The 18,647-nt window shown below is 64.1% G+C and carries 16 protein-coding genes and 1 tRNA gene; 11 read left to right on the top strand and 6 right to left on the bottom strand.

Annotated elements, in window-relative coordinates; all coding sequences use genetic code 11:
* Positions 1-127: 127 nt before the first annotated feature.
* The 9 genes from tkt to ACT6QG_RS07465 all read left to right on the top strand — a co-directional run bounded on the left by tkt (position 128) and on the right by ACT6QG_RS07465 (position 9,739).
* Positions 128-2,119: a transketolase gene (gene tkt / locus ACT6QG_RS07505; protein WP_444977421.1), complete on the top strand. Its 1,992-nt coding sequence runs from the start codon at positions 128-130 to the stop codon at positions 2,117-2,119.
* Positions 2,120-2,367: 248 nt separating this feature from the next.
* Positions 2,368-3,375, top strand: a complete 1,008-nt coding sequence (gene gap / locus ACT6QG_RS07500; protein ID WP_444976955.1) for a type I glyceraldehyde-3-phosphate dehydrogenase — start codon at positions 2,368-2,370, stop codon at positions 3,373-3,375.
* Between the two features lie 23 nt (positions 3,376-3,398).
* On the top strand, positions 3,399-4,625 hold the full coding sequence (locus tag ACT6QG_RS07495) for a phosphoglycerate kinase (RefSeq protein ID WP_444976954.1): 1,227 nt from the start codon (positions 3,399-3,401) through the stop codon (positions 4,623-4,625).
* Between the two features lie 37 nt (positions 4,626-4,662).
* Positions 4,663-5,688 (top strand): class I fructose-bisphosphate aldolase, encoded by a 1,026-nt coding sequence (locus ACT6QG_RS07490; RefSeq protein ID WP_444976953.1) that lies wholly within the window; start codon positions 4,663-4,665, stop codon positions 5,686-5,688.
* A 242-nt stretch (positions 5,689-5,930) separates the two neighbouring features.
* Positions 5,931-6,605: a thiamine phosphate synthase gene (locus ACT6QG_RS07485; protein ID WP_444976952.1), complete on the top strand. Its 675-nt coding sequence runs from the start codon at positions 5,931-5,933 to the stop codon at positions 6,603-6,605.
* Between the two features lie 12 nt (positions 6,606-6,617).
* Positions 6,618-7,694 carry a tetratricopeptide repeat protein gene (locus ACT6QG_RS07480; protein ID WP_444976951.1) on the top strand — a complete coding sequence of 359 codons (1,077 nt, stop codon included), beginning with the start codon at positions 6,618-6,620 and terminating at the stop codon, positions 7,692-7,694.
* A 184-nt stretch (positions 7,695-7,878) separates the two neighbouring features.
* Positions 7,879-8,670, top strand: a complete 792-nt coding sequence (locus ACT6QG_RS07475; RefSeq protein WP_444976950.1) for an inositol monophosphatase family protein — start codon at positions 7,879-7,881, stop codon at positions 8,668-8,670.
* 281 nt (positions 8,671-8,951) lie between these two features.
* Positions 8,952-9,038: transfer RNA gene (locus ACT6QG_RS07470), tRNA-Leu, on the top strand.
* 290 nt (positions 9,039-9,328) lie between these two features.
* On the top strand, positions 9,329-9,739 hold the full coding sequence (locus ACT6QG_RS07465; RefSeq protein WP_444976949.1) for a hypothetical protein: 411 nt from the start codon (positions 9,329-9,331) through the stop codon (positions 9,737-9,739).
* 17 nt (positions 9,740-9,756) lie between these two features.
* Here the strand turns inward: ACT6QG_RS07465 and ACT6QG_RS07460 are convergent, their stop codons facing one another.
* The 3 genes from ACT6QG_RS07460 to cycA all read right to left on the bottom strand — a co-directional run bounded on the left by ACT6QG_RS07460 (position 9,757) and on the right by cycA (position 12,798).
* On the bottom strand, positions 9,757-10,443 hold the full coding sequence (locus tag ACT6QG_RS07460; RefSeq protein WP_444976948.1) for a FadR/GntR family transcriptional regulator: 687 nt from the start codon (positions 10,441-10,443) through the stop codon (positions 9,757-9,759).
* Between the two features lie 180 nt (positions 10,444-10,623).
* The gene (locus tag ACT6QG_RS07455) at positions 10,624-11,280 is read right to left on the bottom strand and encodes a MarC family NAAT transporter (protein WP_444976947.1); all 657 of its coding nucleotides are present in this window, start codon (positions 11,278-11,280) and stop codon (positions 10,624-10,626) included.
* A 102-nt stretch (positions 11,281-11,382) separates the two neighbouring features.
* Positions 11,383-12,798, bottom strand: a complete 1,416-nt coding sequence (gene cycA / locus ACT6QG_RS07450; RefSeq protein WP_444976946.1) for a D-serine/D-alanine/glycine transporter — start codon at positions 12,796-12,798, stop codon at positions 11,383-11,385.
* A 189-nt stretch (positions 12,799-12,987) separates the two neighbouring features.
* Between cycA and ACT6QG_RS07445 the strand changes: the two genes are divergently transcribed.
* Together ACT6QG_RS07445 and ACT6QG_RS07440 are read left to right on the top strand one after the other, a co-directional pair.
* A complete protein-coding gene (locus ACT6QG_RS07445; protein ID WP_444976945.1) occupies positions 12,988-13,530 on the top strand; it encodes a peptide deformylase in 543 nt (180 codons plus the stop codon).
* 324 nt (positions 13,531-13,854) lie between these two features.
* Positions 13,855-14,901: an HPP family protein gene (locus ACT6QG_RS07440; RefSeq protein ID WP_444976944.1), complete on the top strand. Its 1,047-nt coding sequence runs from the start codon at positions 13,855-13,857 to the stop codon at positions 14,899-14,901.
* 3 nt (positions 14,902-14,904) lie between these two features.
* On the opposite strand, the gene ACT6QG_RS07435 is transcribed toward ACT6QG_RS07440, so the two are convergent.
* The 3 genes from ACT6QG_RS07435 to ACT6QG_RS07425 form a co-directional block, all read right to left on the bottom strand.
* The gene (locus tag ACT6QG_RS07435) at positions 14,905-16,380 is read right to left on the bottom strand and encodes a sensor domain-containing diguanylate cyclase (RefSeq protein ID WP_444976943.1); all 1,476 of its coding nucleotides are present in this window, start codon (positions 16,378-16,380) and stop codon (positions 14,905-14,907) included.
* Between the two features lie 151 nt (positions 16,381-16,531).
* A complete protein-coding gene (locus ACT6QG_RS07430) occupies positions 16,532-17,926 on the bottom strand; it encodes an FtsX-like permease family protein (RefSeq protein ID WP_444976942.1) in 1,395 nt (464 codons plus the stop codon).
* Entirely contained in the window at positions 17,923-18,645 is a 723-nt protein-coding gene (locus tag ACT6QG_RS07425; RefSeq protein WP_444976941.1) for an ABC transporter ATP-binding protein, read from the bottom strand. Before ACT6QG_RS07425 ends, ACT6QG_RS07430 begins: the two co-directional genes overlap by 4 nt.
* Positions 18,646-18,647: the final 2 nt, after the last annotated feature.

Genomic DNA, 18,647 nt, shown 5'->3' with positions numbered 1-18,647 from the left:
AGCATTGATACAAAACCGCCGCGAACCACAGCTCCCGTGACGGCAGGGCCTGCACGGACCCCGCAGAACGGGAGCGCAATTGTCCTCGTCCAGCTATCTCGGCCAGTTCGCGGAGAAATGGGGCTTCATGTCAGACCGCACGCGCCATGATCGTATGGCCAACGCCATCCGTTTCCTTGCCATTGATGCCGTTGAAGCGGCCAATAGCGGCCATCCCGGCCTGCCCATGGGCGCAGCGGATATCGCCACCGTCCTCTTCACCCGGGTTCTGAACTTCGATCCCACCCGCCCGCGCTGGGCGGATCGTGACCGTTTCGTTCTCTCCGCCGGCCATGGCTCCATGCTGCTGTATGCGCTGCTGCATCTGGTCGGCTATGAGAAGGTGACGCTTGAGGAGATCAAGCGTTTCCGCCAGCTCGGCTCCCTCACGCCGGGGCACCCTGAGAATTTCGTCACCGAGGGGATCGAGACCACCACCGGCCCGCTGGGCCAGGGCATCGCCACCTCGGTCGGCATGGCCATGGCGGAGCGTCTGCTTTCCACCCGTTTTGGCGCGGATGTGGTGAACCACCGCACCTGGGTCCTGGCTTCCGACGGCGACCTGATGGAGGGCGTGAGCCAGGAGGCGATCGACCTTGCCGGGCACCTCAAGCTCGCCAAGCTCACCGTGCTGTGGGATGACAACCACATCTCGATTGACGGCCCCACCTCCATTTCCACCTCCACCAACCAGCTCGCCCGCTTCGCCGCTTCCGGCTGGGCCACACTGGCCGTGGACGGGCACGACCCGGAGGCGATTCTCGCCGCCATCGAAACCGCCAAGGCTTCCGACAAGCCGACCCTGATCGCCTGCCGCACCACCATCGGCTTTGGTTCGCCCAACCGCGCCGGTTCCGAAAAGGTGCATGGCGCGCCGCTCGGGGCGGATGAAATCGCCGCCACCCGCAAGGCTCTGGGCTGGGAAGCCGGCCCGTTCGAAATCCCCGCCGATGTGCTCGCCGACTGGCGCGCCGCCGGCAGCCGCGGCCGCGCCGCGCGCGAGGCATGGGAAGAGCGCCTTGCCGCCCTGCCCGCCGCCGAGCGCGCCGAGTTCGAGCGCCGCATGGCCGGTGAACTGCCCGCCGCGCTGGGCGAGGCCGTCATTGCCGCCAAGGCCAAGGCCGTGGCTGATGGGGGCGCTGTCGCCACCCGCAAGTCCTCGGAAGCCGTGCTGGACGCCATCACCCCGGTGGTGCCGGAAATGATCGGCGGCTCGGCCGACCTCACCGGCTCCAACAACACCAAGGCCAAGGGCGCGAAGTCCATCACGCCGGACGACTTCTCCGGCACCTTCGTGCACTGGGGCATCCGCGAGCACGGCATGGCCGCGGCCATGAACGGCCTGTCGCTGCATGGCGGCGTTGTGCCCTTCTCCGGCGGCTTCATGGTGTTCTCGGACTATTGCCGCCCCTCCATCCGCCTTGCCGCCCTCATGGGCCAGCGCGTCATCCATGTGCTGACGCACGATTCCATCGGCCTTGGCGAAGACGGCCCCACCCACCAGCCGGTGGAACATCTGGCGGCGCTGCGCGCCATCCCCAACCTCACCGTTCTGCGTCCTGCCGATACGGTGGAGACAGCGGAAGCCTGGCAGATCGCTCTGGAGAATGCCGGCGGCCCGACCGCCCTCATTCTCTCGCGCCAGAACCTGCCGCTGGTGCGCAAGGATGCCGATGCCACCAACCGCTCGCGCGAGGGGGCCTATGAGCTTTCCCCGGCCAGCGCGAAGGCCCAGGTCTCGCTGTTCGCCACCGGCTCCGAAATCTCCATCGCCCTGGATGCGCAGAAGAAGCTGGAAGAAGCCGGCGTGCCCACGCGCGTCGTCTCCGTGCCCTCCTTCGAGCTGTTCCTCGCCCGCCCGGCGGCCGAGCGCGCGGCGGTGATTGGCGATGCCCCGGTGAAGGTGGCGGTGGAAGCCGCCATCCGCATGGGATGGGATGCCATCATCGGCTCCGACGGCGGCTTTGTGGGCATGGAAGGCTTCGGCGCCAGCGCTCCGGCCAAGGCTCTTTATGCGCATTTCGGCATCACCGCCGAGCGGGTTGCCGAAATCGCCAGCGATCTGCTGAAGCGGGCATAATTTGGACGTTCTCTCCTGCCATGTGGCCGGCAAACAGTCGGCTGCGGCAGGGGTGCATCAGCAGGTGGCGTATCAAGGTGGCGCAGACCAGCGCCCCGCACCCCATCGGCATGCAGGACACCACTGGATTGGAAAGCTGCCAGCCCCCATCGCGGATCAGCTTTCCCGGAAACCGCGCCGCGCGGCATTGCGGCAGATGTTGAAGCATTGAGAGCCGGAATTCAGGCGCGGCTCATGGAGGAAGTGACATGACGGTGAAGGTGGCCATCAATGGCTTCGGTCGCATTGGTCGTAACGTGCTGCGCGCCATTATCGAATCGGGTCGCACCGATATCGAGGTCGTCGCCATCAACGATCTGGGCCCGGTTGAGACCAATGCCCACCTTCTGCGTTATGACAGCGTGCATGGCCGCTTCCCGGCCACGGTGACGGTGGAGGGCGACAGCATCAATGTCGGCCGCGGTCCCATCAAGGTCACCGCCGTGCGCAATCCGGCCGAGCTGCCGCACAAGGAACTGGGCGTGGATATCGCCCTTGAGTGCACCGGCATCTTCACCTCCAGGGAGAAGGCCGCCGCCCACCTGACCGCCGGCGCCAAGCGCGTGCTGGTCTCCGCTCCCGCCGATGGCGCGGATCTGACCGTCGTCTATGGCGTGAACCACGACAAGCTCACCGCCGAGCACCAGGTGGTGTCCAACGCCTCCTGCACCACCAACTGCCTCGCCCCCGTGGCCAAGGTCCTCAATGATGTCGTCGGCATCGAGAAGGGCTTCATGACCACCATCCACGCCTATACCGGCGACCAGCCCACGCTCGACACCATGCACAAGGACCTGTACCGCGCCCGCGCGGCGGCCATGTCCATGATCCCGACCTCCACGGGCGCTGCAAAGGCTGTCGGCCTTGTTCTGCCGGAGCTGAACGGCAAGCTGGACGGCACCTCCATCCGCGTGCCGACCCCGAACGTCTCCGTGGTGGACCTGAAGTTCATCGCCAAGCGCGCGACCACGAAGGAAGAGATCAACGAAGCCATCATCGCGGCCGCCAATGGCCCGCTGAAGGGCATTCTCGGCTTCACCGACCAGCCGAACGTCTCCATCGACTTCAACCACGACCCCCACTCCTCCACCTTCCACCTCGACCAGACCAAGGTCATGGAAGGCACGCTGGTGCGGGTGCTCTCCTGGTATGACAATGAGTGGGGCTTCTCCAACCGCATGAGCGACACCGCTGTCGCCATGGGCAAACTCGGCTGAACCGGAGAGGGTGTTCTCAGATCATGGTCGCTTATCTGACCCTGGACGACGCCGATCTTGCCGGTAAAACCGTCATTGTCCGCGTCGACCTGAATGTGCCCATGGACAACAACCGGGTGACGGACGACACCCGGTTGCGGGCCATCCTTCCCACCATCCGCGACATCACCAAGGCGGGTGGCCGGGCGGTGCTGATCTCCCATTTCGGGCGGCCGAAGGGCAAGCGCGACGAGACCCAGTCTCTCGCGCCGCTGGTTCAGCCCATGGCGGATCTGCTGGGGCATGAGGTGGCCTTCGCCGCCGATTGCATCGGGCCGGACGCCGAAAAGGCCGTGGCCGCGCTGCCGGCCGGCGGTGTCATCATTCTGGAGAACACCCGTTTCCATCCGGGTGAGGAAAAGAATGAGCTGGATTATATCGCGGCGCTCGCGCGCCTCGGTGATCTCTATGTGAACGACTCCTTCTCCACCGCCCACCGCGCCCATGCCTCCACCGAGGGGCTGGCCCATGTGCTGCCGGCCTTTGCCGGCCGCGCCATGCAGGGTGAGCTGGATGCGCTGAACCACGCGCTGGAAGAGCCCGAGCGGCCGGTCATGGCAGTGGTCGGCGGCGCCAAGGTCTCCACCAAGCTGGAGCTGCTGGGCAATCTGGTGCACAAGGTGAATGTGCTGGTGATTGCCGGTGGCATGGCCAACACCTTCCTTGCCGCCATGGGCCATACCGTTGGCAAGTCCCTGTGCGAGCGGGAGATGGGTGAGACCGCGCGCGATATTCTCAAGGAAGCCGAGAAGGCGGGCTGCGAGATCGTGCTGCCGGTGGATGCCGTTGTCGCGAAGGAATTCAGGGCCAATGCCCCCAGCCGCACCATCGATGTGGATCATGTGGCCGAGGACGAGATGATTCTCGACGCCGGCCCACGCACCATCGAACTGGTGGAGCGCAAGCTCGCCGGGGCGAAGACTGTGGTGTGGAACGGCCCGTTCGGCGCCTTCGAGCTGACCCCGTTCGATGCGGCAACCGTTGCGGTTGCGCAGGAGGCGGGTCGCCTCACCAGGGCTGGAAAGCTGCTTTCCGTGGCGGGCGGCGGCGATACGGTCGCGGCGCTCAACCACGCCCGCGCGGCTGATGATTTCTCCTATGTCTCCACGGCTGGCGGCGCTTTCCTCGAATGGCTCGAGGGCAAGTCCCTGCCCGGCGTGGAAGCGCTGCGTCCCAACACCGCCGGCAAGGCCGCCGCGGTTTCTGCTTGATCTGCCGCGCCGCGGCATAACCCAAGGATGATTGCACATGAGCGCTGCTGAACTCGACGCAAATGCGCAGAAGATGGTGGCTGAAGGCAAGGGCATTCTGGCAGCTGACGAAAGCTCCGCCACTATCAAGAAGCGTTTCGACGCCATCAATGTGGAATCCACCGAGAACAACCGCCGCGATTATCGCGAGCTGCTGTTCCGTTCCACCGAGGCGATGAAGAACTATATCTCCGGCGTGATCCTCTATGACGAGACCATCCGCCAGAAGGCCGCCGACGGCACCCCGCTGGTGCAGCTCATTGCCGAAAGCGGCGCGCTGCCCGGCATCAAGGTGGATACCGGCGCCAAGCCCCTGCCCTTCTGCCCCGGTGAGACCATCACCGAGGGTCTGGATGGCCTCGCCGGCCGCCTGAAGGAATATTATGATCTCGGCGCGCGTTTTGCGAAGTGGCGTGCGGTGATCGATATTGGCGCGGGCATTCCCTCCCGCACCGCGATCGAGACCAATGCCTCCGCCCTCGCCCGCTATGCGGCGCTGTGCCAGGAAGCCAGGATCGTTCCGATCGTCGAGCCGGAAGTTCTCATGGATGGCGATCACACCATCGATCGCTGCTATGAAGTGACCGAGGCCGTGCTGAACGAGGTGTTCAACCAGCTCTATGTCCAGCGCGTGCGCCTTGAGGGCATGGTGCTGAAGCCGAACATGATCGTGCCTGGCAAGAAGTCCGGCCAGAAGGCTTCCGTGCAGGAGGTGGCCGAGAAGACCGTGCGCGTGCTCAAGAGCACCGTTCCGGCGGCTGTGCCCGGCATCGCCTTCCTCTCCGGCGGCCAGTCGGATGAAGAGGCCACCGCGCATCTCGATGCCATGGTGAAGCTCGGCAACCTGCCGTGGGCGCTCACCTATTCCTATGGCCGCGCCCTTCAGGCCGCGCCGCAGAAGGCATGGGCCGGCAAGGCGGAAAATGTGGCGGCTGCCCAGGCGGCCTTCACGCACCGCGCCCGCATGAACTCCCTGGCTTCCCGCGGCCTGTGGTCGGCGGAAGAGGAAAAGAAGGTGGCCTGAGCCATTTTCCCACATGCATATGGAAGAAGGGCTGGCTTTTGCCGGCCCTTTTTCATTGGCACAACATGGCGCGCCATGCCACGAACCGTGAAGGCCATCTGGATTTCAACGGCTTCCATGCGTATTTCAGGAGCAACTGGTTTCCTGCGGCCAGCACCACCTGCATGGCCCCGGCCCTGCACCTGGTGCAGCATGTGCGGCCCGCCCCTCAAATTGCCCGTTTTCGGGCAGATGGATGCTCCATGTCCGAAATTGAACTGCCCCCGTCCCGCCTGACCCTGATCCTCGAAGCAAGCCCTGCGCTGAAGGTGGAGGATGTGCAGGCGCGCGTCAGCGCCGGAGATGTGGCCGCCCTCATCCTCACCACGGATGGCGCGGCCCTGCCGGCCCTGCCCCATCTGCGCGCTCTGGCGGCGCCCGCCCAGCACAATGATACTGCCGTTCTGATCTGCGATGATGCGAACATGGCCCGCAAGGCCGGGCTGGATGGCGTGCATGTGAGCGATGCCACCCCTTCCCCGCTCAAGGCCGCGCTTTCTGCGCTGAAGCCTGATTCCATTGTGGGCGCGGGCGGGCTCATGGAGCGTCACTCCTCGATGGAGGCGGGCGAGAGCGGCGCGGATTACGTGATGTTCGGCGCCCTTGCCCCGGCGGAGGAGGATACCGGCCGCATCCGGGCCATGGTTGGCTGGTGGGCGGAATTGTGTGAGGTGCCCTGCATCGGCGTCGCCACAGCAATTGAAGAAGTTGAGGAACTGGCCCGGCTCGGCGCGGATTTCATCGCCCTGCCGGCCCGCCTGACCGCTGGCCCGCAAGGCCCCCAGGAGGTGGCCAGAGCCCAGAAGCTGCTGGAGCAGGGCCATGCCGCGCGGCTGGAAGCGCTGACCCTCGCTTTGGCCCAATCGGAACCGAACTGACAGGAAAGAGTGATGCGGCTTTCTGTTCTGCAAACGCCCCTGCTGCGCGCGCCTTTTCTGGGGCTTGCGCTTTCCGGCCTGCTGCTTCTGCCCGCCCCGGCGGATGCGGCCCCGAGGGAAGATGCGCAGAAGCAGACACAGGGCAAGGCCAGGGGCAAGCAGGCCCCGGAGAAGGCGAAGCCCGATGCCGCACAGGCCCAGCCCCGCCCCAATCCCTATCCGCAGGAAGATACGCCCGGCGCCAAAGGCGATGTCGCCTATGGCGCCTATCAGCGCGGCTTCTACCGCACCGCCTATCGCGCCGCGCTCAAGCAGGCGGAGGAAAGCGGCAATGTCCCGGCCATGGTGCTGCTGGGCGAGCTGTATCAGCGCGGGCTCGGTGCGCCCGCCAGCCCGGCGAAGGCCGCCGAATGGTATCGCAAGGCCGCTGACAAGGGGTCTGTCGATGCGCAGTTTGCCCTGGCCCTGCAATATCTTGCGGGAGACGGGGTGAAAGAGGATGAAGAGACCGCCGCAAAACTGTTTCGGCAGGCGGCGGAGAGCGGACACGGCCCGGCGGCCTATAATCTGGGCCTGCTCTATATGCAGGGGCGCAAGATGCCGGAAAGCCGGACAGAGGCGGCGCGCTGGTTCCGCCTTGCTGCGGAAAAGGATGTCGAGGACGCGCAATATGCCCTCGCCGTGCTGCTGAAGGAAGGCGAGGACGTGCCGCAGGATCTGCCCGGGGCGGTGCGGCTGCTGCAACAGGCCGCGGATCACGGCCATATCACCGCCCAGCTTGAGCTGGCCATCATGCAGTTCAATGGCAACGGCATGGAAAAGAATGAGGCGGCAGCGGCCACCCTGTTCCGCAAGGCCGCGCTGGCCGGCAATGTGATTGCCCAGAACCGCTATGCCCGCCTGCTTTCGGCCGGACGCGGCACCCTGCAGGACAAGGTGCAGGCCAGCGCCTGGCATCTCATGGCCAGAGGACGCGGGCTGGGCGACCCCTATCTCGATGACGTGATGGACAGCCTTTCCGAAGCAGACCGCAAGCAGGCCGAGGCGCTGGCGCAAAAGTGGCGCGCGGGTGAAAGGGCGGTGCAATAGGCCCCGCTCTTTCACCCTGCATGCCTGCCCTCTTCCGCAATGGCCTTGACGACGGCGCATCGGGCGGGCACACGTCGGCGCAATACATCCTTTCCACGGAAACCACAGGTGCCGGGGCGATTCGTCGTCGCGTTTCTGAGTCCCCCACTCAGGACAGCCGGTGCTGCTTTTTCGGATAGTGCTCATGATCCGCTCGCCGCTAATGACTGTCATGGTCCAGGCCGTCCGCAAGGCCGGCCGCGCCCTCATCCGCGATTTTGGCGAGGTGGAGCAGCTCCAGATCTCGCGCAAGGGTCCGGCGGATTTCGTCTCCGCCGCGGATCGCAAGTCCGAGGAGATTCTCTACACCGAGCTTTCGCGCGCCCGCCCCGCCTACAGCTTCCTGATGGAAGAGCGCGGCCCGGTGGAGGGCTCGGACCCGGATAACCAGTGGGTGGTGGACCCGCTGGATGGCACCACCAATTTCCTGCATGGCATTCCCATGTTCGCCGTTTCCGTGGGCCTTGTCCGCAATGGCGAGCCTTATGCCGGCGCCATCTACAACCCCATTGCCGATGAGCTGTTCATTGCCGAACGCGGCGCGGGGGCCTTCCTGAATGACCGTCGCCTGCGTGTCGCCGCCCGCCTGAAACTGGCTGATTGCGTGGTGTGCTGCGGCCTGCCCCATATGGGCCGGGGTGATCATGCCGAGTTCAACCGCGAACTGCGCGTGGTGCAGCAGCAGGTGGCGGGCTTGCGTCGCACCGGTTCTGCCGCGCTGGATCTGGCCTGGGTGGGCGCGGGGCGTTTCGATGCCTTCTGGGAGCGCAATCTCGCCCCCTGGGACATGGCGGCCGGGCTGGCGATCGTGCGGGAGGCTGGCGGCTTCGTTTCCGATATGAACGGTCGCGACAAGATGCTGCAGAATGGTGATGTGCTGGCTGGCAACGAGAATATTCATCGCGATCTGCTGCGTCTGATGAAAAGCATCGCCTGACCCTGCTCCGGTCGATCCGCGCCAAAACTCTCCTTGGGCCGGCCCTTCGGCCCGGGGAAGGACGAGGCCGGCCCGTTTCACATCATGCACGGGCATCAGGCGGCCCAATGGTCTTTCCGGCCCCTGCGCGCATCTGGCGGGCACATGGGCGGAGCTTCGCCGGGTGATCCCTCCCCGGCATCATTCTTGTCGATCCATGAGAATGCCATCTGGAAATATCGTTTCCAGTGCCGTATAGGAGCCTTCCGCCTTCCCCGCGCCATGCGTGGTGAACGGCCTTTGCGGGCGTGGCGGAACTGGTAGACGCAGCGGACTCAAAATCCGCCGTTGGCAACAACTTGTCGGTTCGAGTCCGACCGCCCGCACCATATTTCCTTCAAGACATCCAATGCCAATGCGCGAACACATCGCGCGCCGGCTCCCTTCTGCATGCGGGCGCAGCCAGAGCGGGGCTGGAAAAACGCGGCACCGGTCAAGGAAACCGCCCCCTGCCACAGCCTGTTGCAGCACAACCTGTTGCAGGCGGCAGGCGGCGTTTTGTGCGCCCTTCACCTCATCTCCATCGGCTCCCCGTTGCCTCCACCCGCCGAGAAGATATTGCAAACGATTATCAGTCCCCTTAAAGATAGGATGTTAGGATGAAATAAAGGGGTGTTCCATGTCCCACGAATTCCGCCTCCATGACATCAGCGATTTCCCGCTTGTCCGGTTTGATGCGACCGCGATGTATGAGGGCTATGGCGCTGTCTGGTGCACCGAAATGGAGGCGCTGATCGCACGAGATGCGCCCTTCGTGCTGGTGTATCGCGCCACCGAAGATGAAGAGACGCATGAGGACCGCAAGACGCGGGGCATATGGATGAAGGCCAACAAGAACGCTCTGGCCGAAAAATGCCGGGCCTTCATCATCATCGAGCCGGATGCCGGGCGCCGCGCCGAAATGGAGGCGATGTTCCCGAACCTTGTGCGCGCCTTTGGCACCCCGCAGGCTGCACGCGCCACGCGGGAAGAGGCGGAGACGCTGGGCCGGCATGTGCTTGCGGGCGGCAGCCTGAATGACGCCGCCTGAATGGGGTGAGGCCCCGATCAGCCCGCCAGGGCCGTGATCAGGGGCATGATCACCGCCCTTGCGGCACTGGCCGCGCCGTCCCCATCCTTGCGGTCAATCGCATCCACAATCGCCGCATGGGCCGCAAGCCCCGGCTCCGGCAGGTCCTTTTCCCCCAGCGCTGCAAGGGAGTTGTGACGCACGCTGCCGGAGAAATAGCGATACAGCTCGGTAAGAGCGGTGTTTCCGGAGATTTTCGCGATGGCATTGTGAAAGGCGAGATCCGCATCCACAAAGGCTTCGGGGGTGGCGGAATCCGCCTGTTCGCCCCGCTCTTCCAGCAGGCGGCGCAGCAGCGCCACATCAGCCTTGCCGCGATTGGCGGCCGCGAGCCGGGCGGCTTCCGTCTCCAGCATGGCGCGCAGCTCAAAATGGTCCCGCAGGCTGGAACGGCTGACCCGGCGCATGATCTCCGCAGGATCGATGCTGGAGCGCACATAGGTGCCATCGCCCTGACGCACCTCAAGCACATGCGCATGGGAAAGAACGCGGATCGCCTCACGCACTGTATTGCGACCAACATGAAGCATGTCGGCCAGCTCCTGTTCCTTCGGAATGCGCGTACCGACCTTCCACGCCCCACTCTCCACCTGTGCGCGGAGCAGCTCGATCGTGGATTCAACAAGGGAGCGGCGGGGCGCCTGGGGGAGCTGGAGGGTGGTCATGCCGGGTGCCTAGCACAAAGACAGGGATGATCCCACCTTTGCCACATCCCCGCTCCAGCCGGCAACCGGAGCCGGCGCTTCGGCTGGCCCAACGCACCGGAACAGCTCCTGAAAGCATTTCGCCAGCCACATGGGCTGGCGAAACTTCAGTCTTGCGCTTCATCCGGCAGGGCCGGCTTCTCACGAGAAGGTAATGATGAACTCGCGCACACCGGAGGCGATGAACTGCACCGCCACGCAGGTGAGCAGGAAGCCCATGATCTTGGTCACGGCCTGAATGCCGTGCTCACCCAGAAATTTCGCCAGCCAGTTGGCGGAGATGAGGGCAAGGAAGGCGATGGCGATGGTGATGAAGATGCCGGCCAGAACCACCACATAGCCCACCATCTGGTGTGCTTGCGGGATCTGCGAGCCATAGCTCATCACCACCGCAATGGAGCCCGGCCCGGCAAGGCTGGGCATGGCGAGGGGCGAGAAGGAAAAATCGATCTCAGCCTGCTTGATCTCGGCCGGATCGGATTCAACCGATGCCTCCTCACCCTCACCGGAGAAAAGCATGCGGAAAGCCAGCACCAGAATGATGAGGCCACCGGCGATGCGGATACCGGCAAGAGAAATGCCGAACAGCGAGATGATGCCGTTTCCCATGAAGAGAAAGGCGGCAAGAATGGCATAGGCATAAAGGCAGGCGCGCAAAGCCTGCTGGCGCTTGTGGTGCGCCGACATTCTCTTTGTGAGCGCCAGAAAGAGCGGCACTGTGCTCAAAGGGTTCATGATTGGCAAAAGGCCAATCGCGACGAGCGGGATATATTTCACCGCAAGGGCAAATGTGTCCATGACTATTGCCTAGCAAAGCCCGGCGCAGAGTGGAACCCCTATGTGGCCATCCCGCGGGGCGCGTTGCTCCCCCGGCCGCGACCGGCCGGGGGATGGTTTGCATCAGCGGCCAGAGCCTGCCTGCGCTTCCTTGCGGCGGATGAAGAAATAGGCCACCGCCAGAAGCACGAACCACACGGGCGTGACCATCATCGCCATTGCCGTATCGGGCTGCTGCGTCAACGCCCACAGGACAAAGGCGAAGAAGGCGAACACCATGACGGCGGCGGCGCGGCCGCCCGGCATCTTGAAGTTGGACTGCTCATGCAGATCCGGGCGCTTGCGGCGATACTGGATGTAGGAAGCCAGAATGATCGACCACACGAAGATGAACAGCAGGGCTGAAACGGTGGTCACCATCGTGAAGGCCCCGATGATGCTCTGCCCGGCATAGAGCAGCACCACGCCCGCCAGCAGGAAGATGCAGGAGAACATCAGCGCGTTCACCGGCACCTTGCGGCGGCTCAGCTTCTGGAAGGCCTGTGGCGCGAAATGGGATGTGGCGAGGCCGAACACCATGCGCGAGGTGGAATAGATACCGGAGTTGGCGCTGGAGGCGGCGGAGGTGAGCACCACGAAATTCACCACATGGGCCGCGATGCCAAGGCCGCTGAGGGCGAACATGGCCACGAAGGGGCTGCTGCCCGGGTCCACCTGGTTCCACGGAATGACCGTGATGATGACGAACAGGGCGCCCACATAGAACACCACGATACGGATCGGGATGGAGTTCACCGCGCGCGGCAGGTTCACCTTCGGGTCCTTGGTTTCAGCAGCCGCGGTGCCGACCAGCTCGATGCCCACGAAAGCGAACACCGCGATCTGGAAGCCGGCGACAAAGCCATAGAAGCCATTGGGGAAGAAGCCGCCATAGGCCCACAGATGGGAGACGGACGCCTGGGTGCCATTGGGCAGGGTGAAGCCGGTGGACAGCATGAACACGCCGGCAATGATGAGCGCCACAATGGCGATGATCTTGATGAGGGCGAACCAGAACTCGATCTCGCCGAAATTGCGCACGCTCGGCAGGTTCAGCGCCAGCAGCACCACGATGAGGCCAAGGGCCGGAATCCAAAGCGCCAGTTCCGGGAACCAGAAGGAGACATATCCGGCAACCGCGACCACATCGGCGATACCGGTCACGATCCAGCACAGCCAGTAAGTCCAGCCGGTGAAGAACTGTGCCCAGGGGCCCAGATAATCGCCCGCGAAATCTGCGAAGGAACGATATTCAAGATTGGACAGCAGAACCTCGCCCAGCGCGCGCATGACGAAGAACAGCATGAAACCAATAATGGCGTAGACGAGCAGAATCGAGGGGCCCGCTAGTGAAATGGTTTTGCCGGAGCCCATGAACAGGCCCGTGCCAATGGCGCCGCCAATTGCGATCAACTGCAGATGACGATTTGACAGGCTCCGCGCAAGATGCGGATCTTCATGTTGAACGGGAGCTGGCTCCTGCGGCCGGGATTGACTCATGTTTGCCCCATATCCTGAATAGACGTCACGCATCTTTTACGACAGTACTGCGGCACAGTGCGAGCAGGAATTGCTGAAGAAAAAGCCCCTGAACGTGGCGCATCCCCTCAAGCCGGCCTGTCACAACGGGCGTCACGATATTCTACAAGACAGATGCGGGTTCATCCGCGCAGGTGATGGAGCAAGAGTGTGGCTGTCCAACCCGTTGTCAAATATCCAGATTCCCGCCTGCGCACCCCGGCGCAAAGGGTCACAGACTTTGATGCGGGCCTCCAGGATCTGGCGGGCGATCTTCTCGAAACCCTGCGCGCCATACCCGCCATAGGTATAACAGGCCCCCATATCGGCGTGCTGCGGCGGATCGTGGTTCTGGCGCTGCCGGATGAGGAAAAAGTGCGCGTTTATGTCAATCCGCACATCATCTGGCAGTCTGAGGACAAGATCCGCCATGTGGAAGGCAGCATTTCCCTGCCCGGCGTTTCGGAAGAGGTGGAGCGCCATGCGCGGGTCAAGGTCGCGTATCAGGACCTTGAAGGCGTGGCGCAGACCGAGGAAGCCGATGGTTTTCTTGCCGTGTGCCACCAGCATGAGATTGACCAGCTCGATGGCCTGTTCTGGCTGCAAAGGCTTTCGCGCCTCAAGCGGGAGCGCCTTCTCAAGCGCCATGAAAAGGCGCTGCGCCAGCTGGCGGATACAGATGCCGCGTCACCTCGCCTCCCTGAGAAAGGCTGAGACTGGCTCCAGACCCTGCAACCATGGAGCGGCAATGCAGCGCCCGCAGATCTGCCCTCGCCCTGCCGGGTCATGAGGCGGGCCCAGCCAAGTTGACTTTAGGGAAAGTCTTTTCCCGAAGGTGCGTTTTCCTGTGAAACCCGATGCAGAACCTGCTCCGCCGCCCTTTTTCCTGTCCTGATTTTGCCGACCATTCATAAATATTGCGCAGACCTGCCGGATTTGGCAGGAATCAGGCAGATATTCTGCAAGATCCCGAGTCGGCAAGCTCTGCCCTGAACGCGTGTCCGCCCGGCTTTCTGAACCGCCCGATGGAGCAGGCTGGTGTCATTTCTCACACGGCTTCGCCTTTTCCGCCCCACTTTGGCGGGCGCAACCCTGCGCAACCAGTCACTGGCCTGCCTTGGCGCGTGTATCGGTATTGTGCTCTCCGCGGCCGTTGGCGGGCTGAGTGCGCTGGACCCGCTGCATCTCATGTGGATCGTGCCGCCCATGGGCGCTTCGGCGGTTCTGCTGTTCGTGGTGCCGGCAAGCCCCATGGCGCAACCCTGGCCCACCATTGGCGGCAATGTCATCTCCGCCATGATCGGCGTGGCCTTTGCCCATCACATGCCCCTCTCCGCGCTGTCGGCGGGCCTTGCCGTCACCTGCGCCATCGGGGCCATGTCCCTGTTGCGGTGCCTGCATCCTCCGGGTGGGGCGGCGGCGCTTGTGGGGCTGTTTGCAGGGGCCTCCTCCAGCTATGTATTCCCCCTCGTGCCCGTGGGCCTCAATGCTGTCGTGCTGGTGGCCTGCGCCTGGCTGTTTCATCGCCTGTGCGGGCAGAACTATCCCAACCGGCCGGTTGCCGCGCCCGCCACGGGCATCGACAGGGACAGGCCCTGGACCTTCAGCCGGAAGGATATGGCGGCCGCCCTCGAAGAGGTGGGTGAAGCGTTCGATATCGATGCCGATGACCTGACCGGCCTGCTGCGCCGGGTGGAACAGAAGGCGCTGGCCCGCTCCTACAACCAGCTCATCTGTGCCGATCTCATGACGCATGGTGTCTTTTCAGTGCGCGCATCGGACCCGCCTGAAACGGCCCGCACCCTTCTGGTGGACAAGGATGTGCGCCGCCTGCCGGTTCTGGATGACGAAGGCCGCATCATCGGCGCCATCGGCCTGCGCGAGCTTGTCCGGGCCGCCACGCGGGTGGAGGAGCTGATGTCCCCCGCGAGCATCGCCTTGCCGGATGACCCGGCCTTCGATCTGCTGGACCGCTATGCCTCGCGCCGGGTGCACACCGTGTTCATCGTGGATTCGGAACGCCGCCCCACCGGCGTGGTGACCGAGGCGGACTGGCTGGCAATCCTGACCCGCGGCCTGTCCTGACCTTTACCCCGCCTCCATCACCCGGTTCCGCCCCGCTGTCTTGGCGGCATACATGGCCGCATCCGCATCCTTCAGCAAGGCGGCAGGAGAAAGGCTTGCCGGTGGCGTGGTGGAGGCCACACCGATACTGACCGTGACAGGCGCCATCTCCACCATCAGGCTGGGCGTCATCTGCTCCACTTCGGCCCGGATTCTCTCGGCGATCCGGCGGGCCGCCTCCAGCCCCGCACCCGGCAGAAGCACGATGAACTCCTCGCCGCCATAACGGGTCGGCAGGTCCATCTTGCCCCGGCATAACCGGCTGATCGTCTGCCCCACCCGAAACAGCACCTCATCGCCAACGGAATGGCCATGACGATCATTCACCGCCTTGAAGTGATCGATATCGATCATCAGAACGGACAAGGGATGGCGGTCCCGCACCGCCCGGCTCATTTCCTGGGAGAGGGCCGCATCCATCGCGCGCCGGTTGGGCAGGCCGGTCAGCCCGTCCGTAATGGCGATACTCTTCATATAGGCCTGCATCTTCTGGCTTTTGCCCAAAGCCCGGCGCAAGGCCACGAACAACACGATGATCAAGGCGCCATCCACCAGCACCAGCAGCAGGTTGATGAGGCTCTGGACCCTCCACTCGCCCAGAATCTCCTCTGTCGAAATGCCGACGGACAGGATCAGGGGAAACTGGCCGATACGGCTGGTCACATAATAGCGCTCCACCCCATCAGCGGGCGAGGTCATGATGAAGGGCTGGCGCGGCTCCTCCATCATGCGGTGAAACAGCGGGGAGCTGGCAAAATCAGGGTCTGGCCCGGACATCCGGCCCTGCAGCTGGGTGGCCAGAACGACGCCATCCATATTGAAAATGCGCATCGAGCTCTCCGGCCCCAGATCCACTTCCGAGAAGAGCGCATTGAAATAGGCCGTGCTCAGGCCCGCGGCGGCAACACCCAGAAGATCGCCATCGGGCGCACTCATGCGCCGGCTCATCACCACCATCTCCTCTTCCCCGCGCAGGCGGGACTTGAAAGGACGGCTGATATAGAGATCGTTGTTCGGGGTCTTGTGGACGAGGAAATAGTCGCGATCAGAGAAATTCTCGGTGCGGGGCGTGCCTGAACGGGAATCGAACCGGATATTGCCATATTTGTCCAGCGCCAGCAGCGAGCCCATATAGCGCGCCCCGTCCGCCCGGTCGAACAGCAGCATATGGCGCACACTGTCCGGCAGCGTCTCCAGCCCCGCAAGGGTAATGGTCTTCTGCAGGCCCGTGAGGGTCAGGTCAAACACATTGAGATTGCGCAGGATCTGGGCACCCAGGGTCTGGAGCGCATTGTCGGCCGCGCGGGCCGCTATGGTCCATGTTGCCTGATAGGAGCGATAGATCGAGATCCCCTGCACCACCAGCATGCCGGTGACCAGAACAGTCACGAGGATAAACAGGCCAGACCCGTGAACAAGGCGCTGCCAGGCATGTTTCATTCGGGCTCAGCCCCTTGTCCTCGTGATTGAGCGAAGAGGCATCCTCGGCCCCGGTCCGGCTTACCGCAGATGATGCGGGGCAAGATCCTTTTGTCATACTACAAAATCAGCCGGAGAATATGCCTCGCCAAGCTGATATTGTGGATGATGCTCAGGCCCGCAGGGCGGCCGCTGGAGGCTGCCTGTAGGCCAACCAGGCCGGGATGAGGGCGATGAGCGCGGCCACCGCCAGCAATATGCCCGCAAAGCCGATATCGCTGCCCTCCAGCGTCACCGGCAACTCCACACCGCTCTGCCCGGTGAAGATGGAAGCCGCCATGCGCGCGCCCAGATAACCGAGTCCCACGCCCAGCATCACCCCCAGCCCGATCAGCAGCAGCAGCTCGATCCATACCACACCGAAAATGGTCCATCGCGGTGCCCCGAGCGCGCGCAGCACACCGATCTGCCGGCGGCGCTGGGACAGATGCACGACGCAGACCAGCACCACCGCGGCACCCACGAGAATCTGCGTCCCTGTCGCGATCATGGTCAGCACCAGCCGCGCGTCTCCAAGCGTCGCATAGAGGCGGGTGAGCACTTCGGCCGGAAAGACGCCGAGAGTGGTCTGGGTGCGATAGTGCTGGCGGAGCTGATAGGCATTGGCGATGGACTTCGGCTTGACGATGATGGCCGGCACCCCGGCCATATCATCCGCCCATGGCGGCCCCAGATGCGGCGGGGCCAGTGCACGGGACGCCTCATGATCATGGTCGTGGTCATGATCATGGTTGTGGTCATGGTCGTGGTCATGGCCGGCATGATCATGGACCGAATGATCTTGCACGGGATGGGCCTGGGCGGGGGAATGCGGCTCGGCACCATCATGCGCCATGTGCTCATGCTCTCCATGACCCTCCCCGGCATGCGCATGCCCGGCCTCTTGATGTCCCCCGGGCAGGCCATGGATGGACCATACGGTCTCGATCGGCACGAAGATCGCCCGGTCCCACGGCGTGCCGGTGCGGGCGAGGCGGCCAGTAATCACATAGGCGGCCTCCTCATGCACATGCCCGCCCTCACCCGGCTTGCCATGCACGGGCTGCACCGTATCTCCCAGCGGCAGATCGACCAGCGCGCCGATCACAGCATCGCGCGGCCCTTCCAACCCCCGCCCCTCGGCCAATGGCTTGCGCCCCTTGTCGGTGAGAAATTCCTGGGTGGTGCCGATGATCGGCATGTCCCGGTAGGAATCCCCGAAACCCACGGGCGCGGCCCATTCCACCCGCGGGTCCTGCGAAAGGGTTTTGAGCACATGCCCGGGCAGCAGGGTGAGCGGGGCCGGCTGGAGGAACACCGCGCTCAGGACGAGCTGCGTCTCGCTGCCCGCCGCGCCGATGATGAGATCGAACCTGTCCGCCGCCCGCGCACTGCCCACCCGCAAGGCGCGCTCCTGCATGGTGACCGCCACGCCAAGCGCCGTTGCAAAGGCGATGAGCAGGACAATGACCAGAGCGCCGGCCCACAGGCGACGCAGGTCCGCCACGATGAAGCGCATGGGGATCATGGCATTTCCGGCATCTGTGAGTGAACGGGGGGAGAGGCTGGCGCGGCAGGGGTGATGTCCTCGAGAGTGCCGCCGGTCAGGCGTAACTGGCGGTCCATGCGCGCGGCAAGGCGCAGGTCATGGGTCACCGCGATCAGCGTGGCCCCCGCTTCCCGCGCCAGTTCCAGCAACAGGTCCGCCACCACCGCTCCGCTGGCCTCATCCAGACTGGCGGTCGGCTCATCGGCAATCAGGATATCCGGCCGGGCCAGCAGGGCGCGGGCCACGGCGACACGCTGCATTTCCCCGCGCGACATGGTCTCGACAGACTGGTCATGCTTGTGCAGGCCCACCCGCTCCAGCAAGGCACGGGCACGCCCGCGCGTTTCGGCAGGCAGGCGCAGCGTATGGAAACGCGCCGGCAGCAGCACATTCTCAAGGGCACTGAGGCCGGAGAACAGGTGAAAATCCTGCATCACGAGGCCGATATGCCGTGCCCGCCAGCGATCCCGGCCCGCTTCCGGCAGGGCCGATATGATCTCCCCGTCCCAGCGCACGAGACCTTCATCAGGCTGTTCCAGCCCGGTCAGCATGTTGAGCAATGTGGTCTTGCCGGAACCGGATGGCCCGGTGATCGCAACCCTCTCGCCAGAAGCGATGGACAGATGCGCAATATCCAGCACCTGCGCACCGAGGCCGGGATAGGTAACCCGCAGGTTTTCAAGTGTGAGCTCCGCCATGG

It is taken from the genome of Haloleucobacter ellipsoideus (assembly GCF_052491725.1).
The sequence above is the reverse complement of the archived record's forward strand: the minus strand, read 5'-3'. Positions and strand labels throughout refer to the sequence as shown.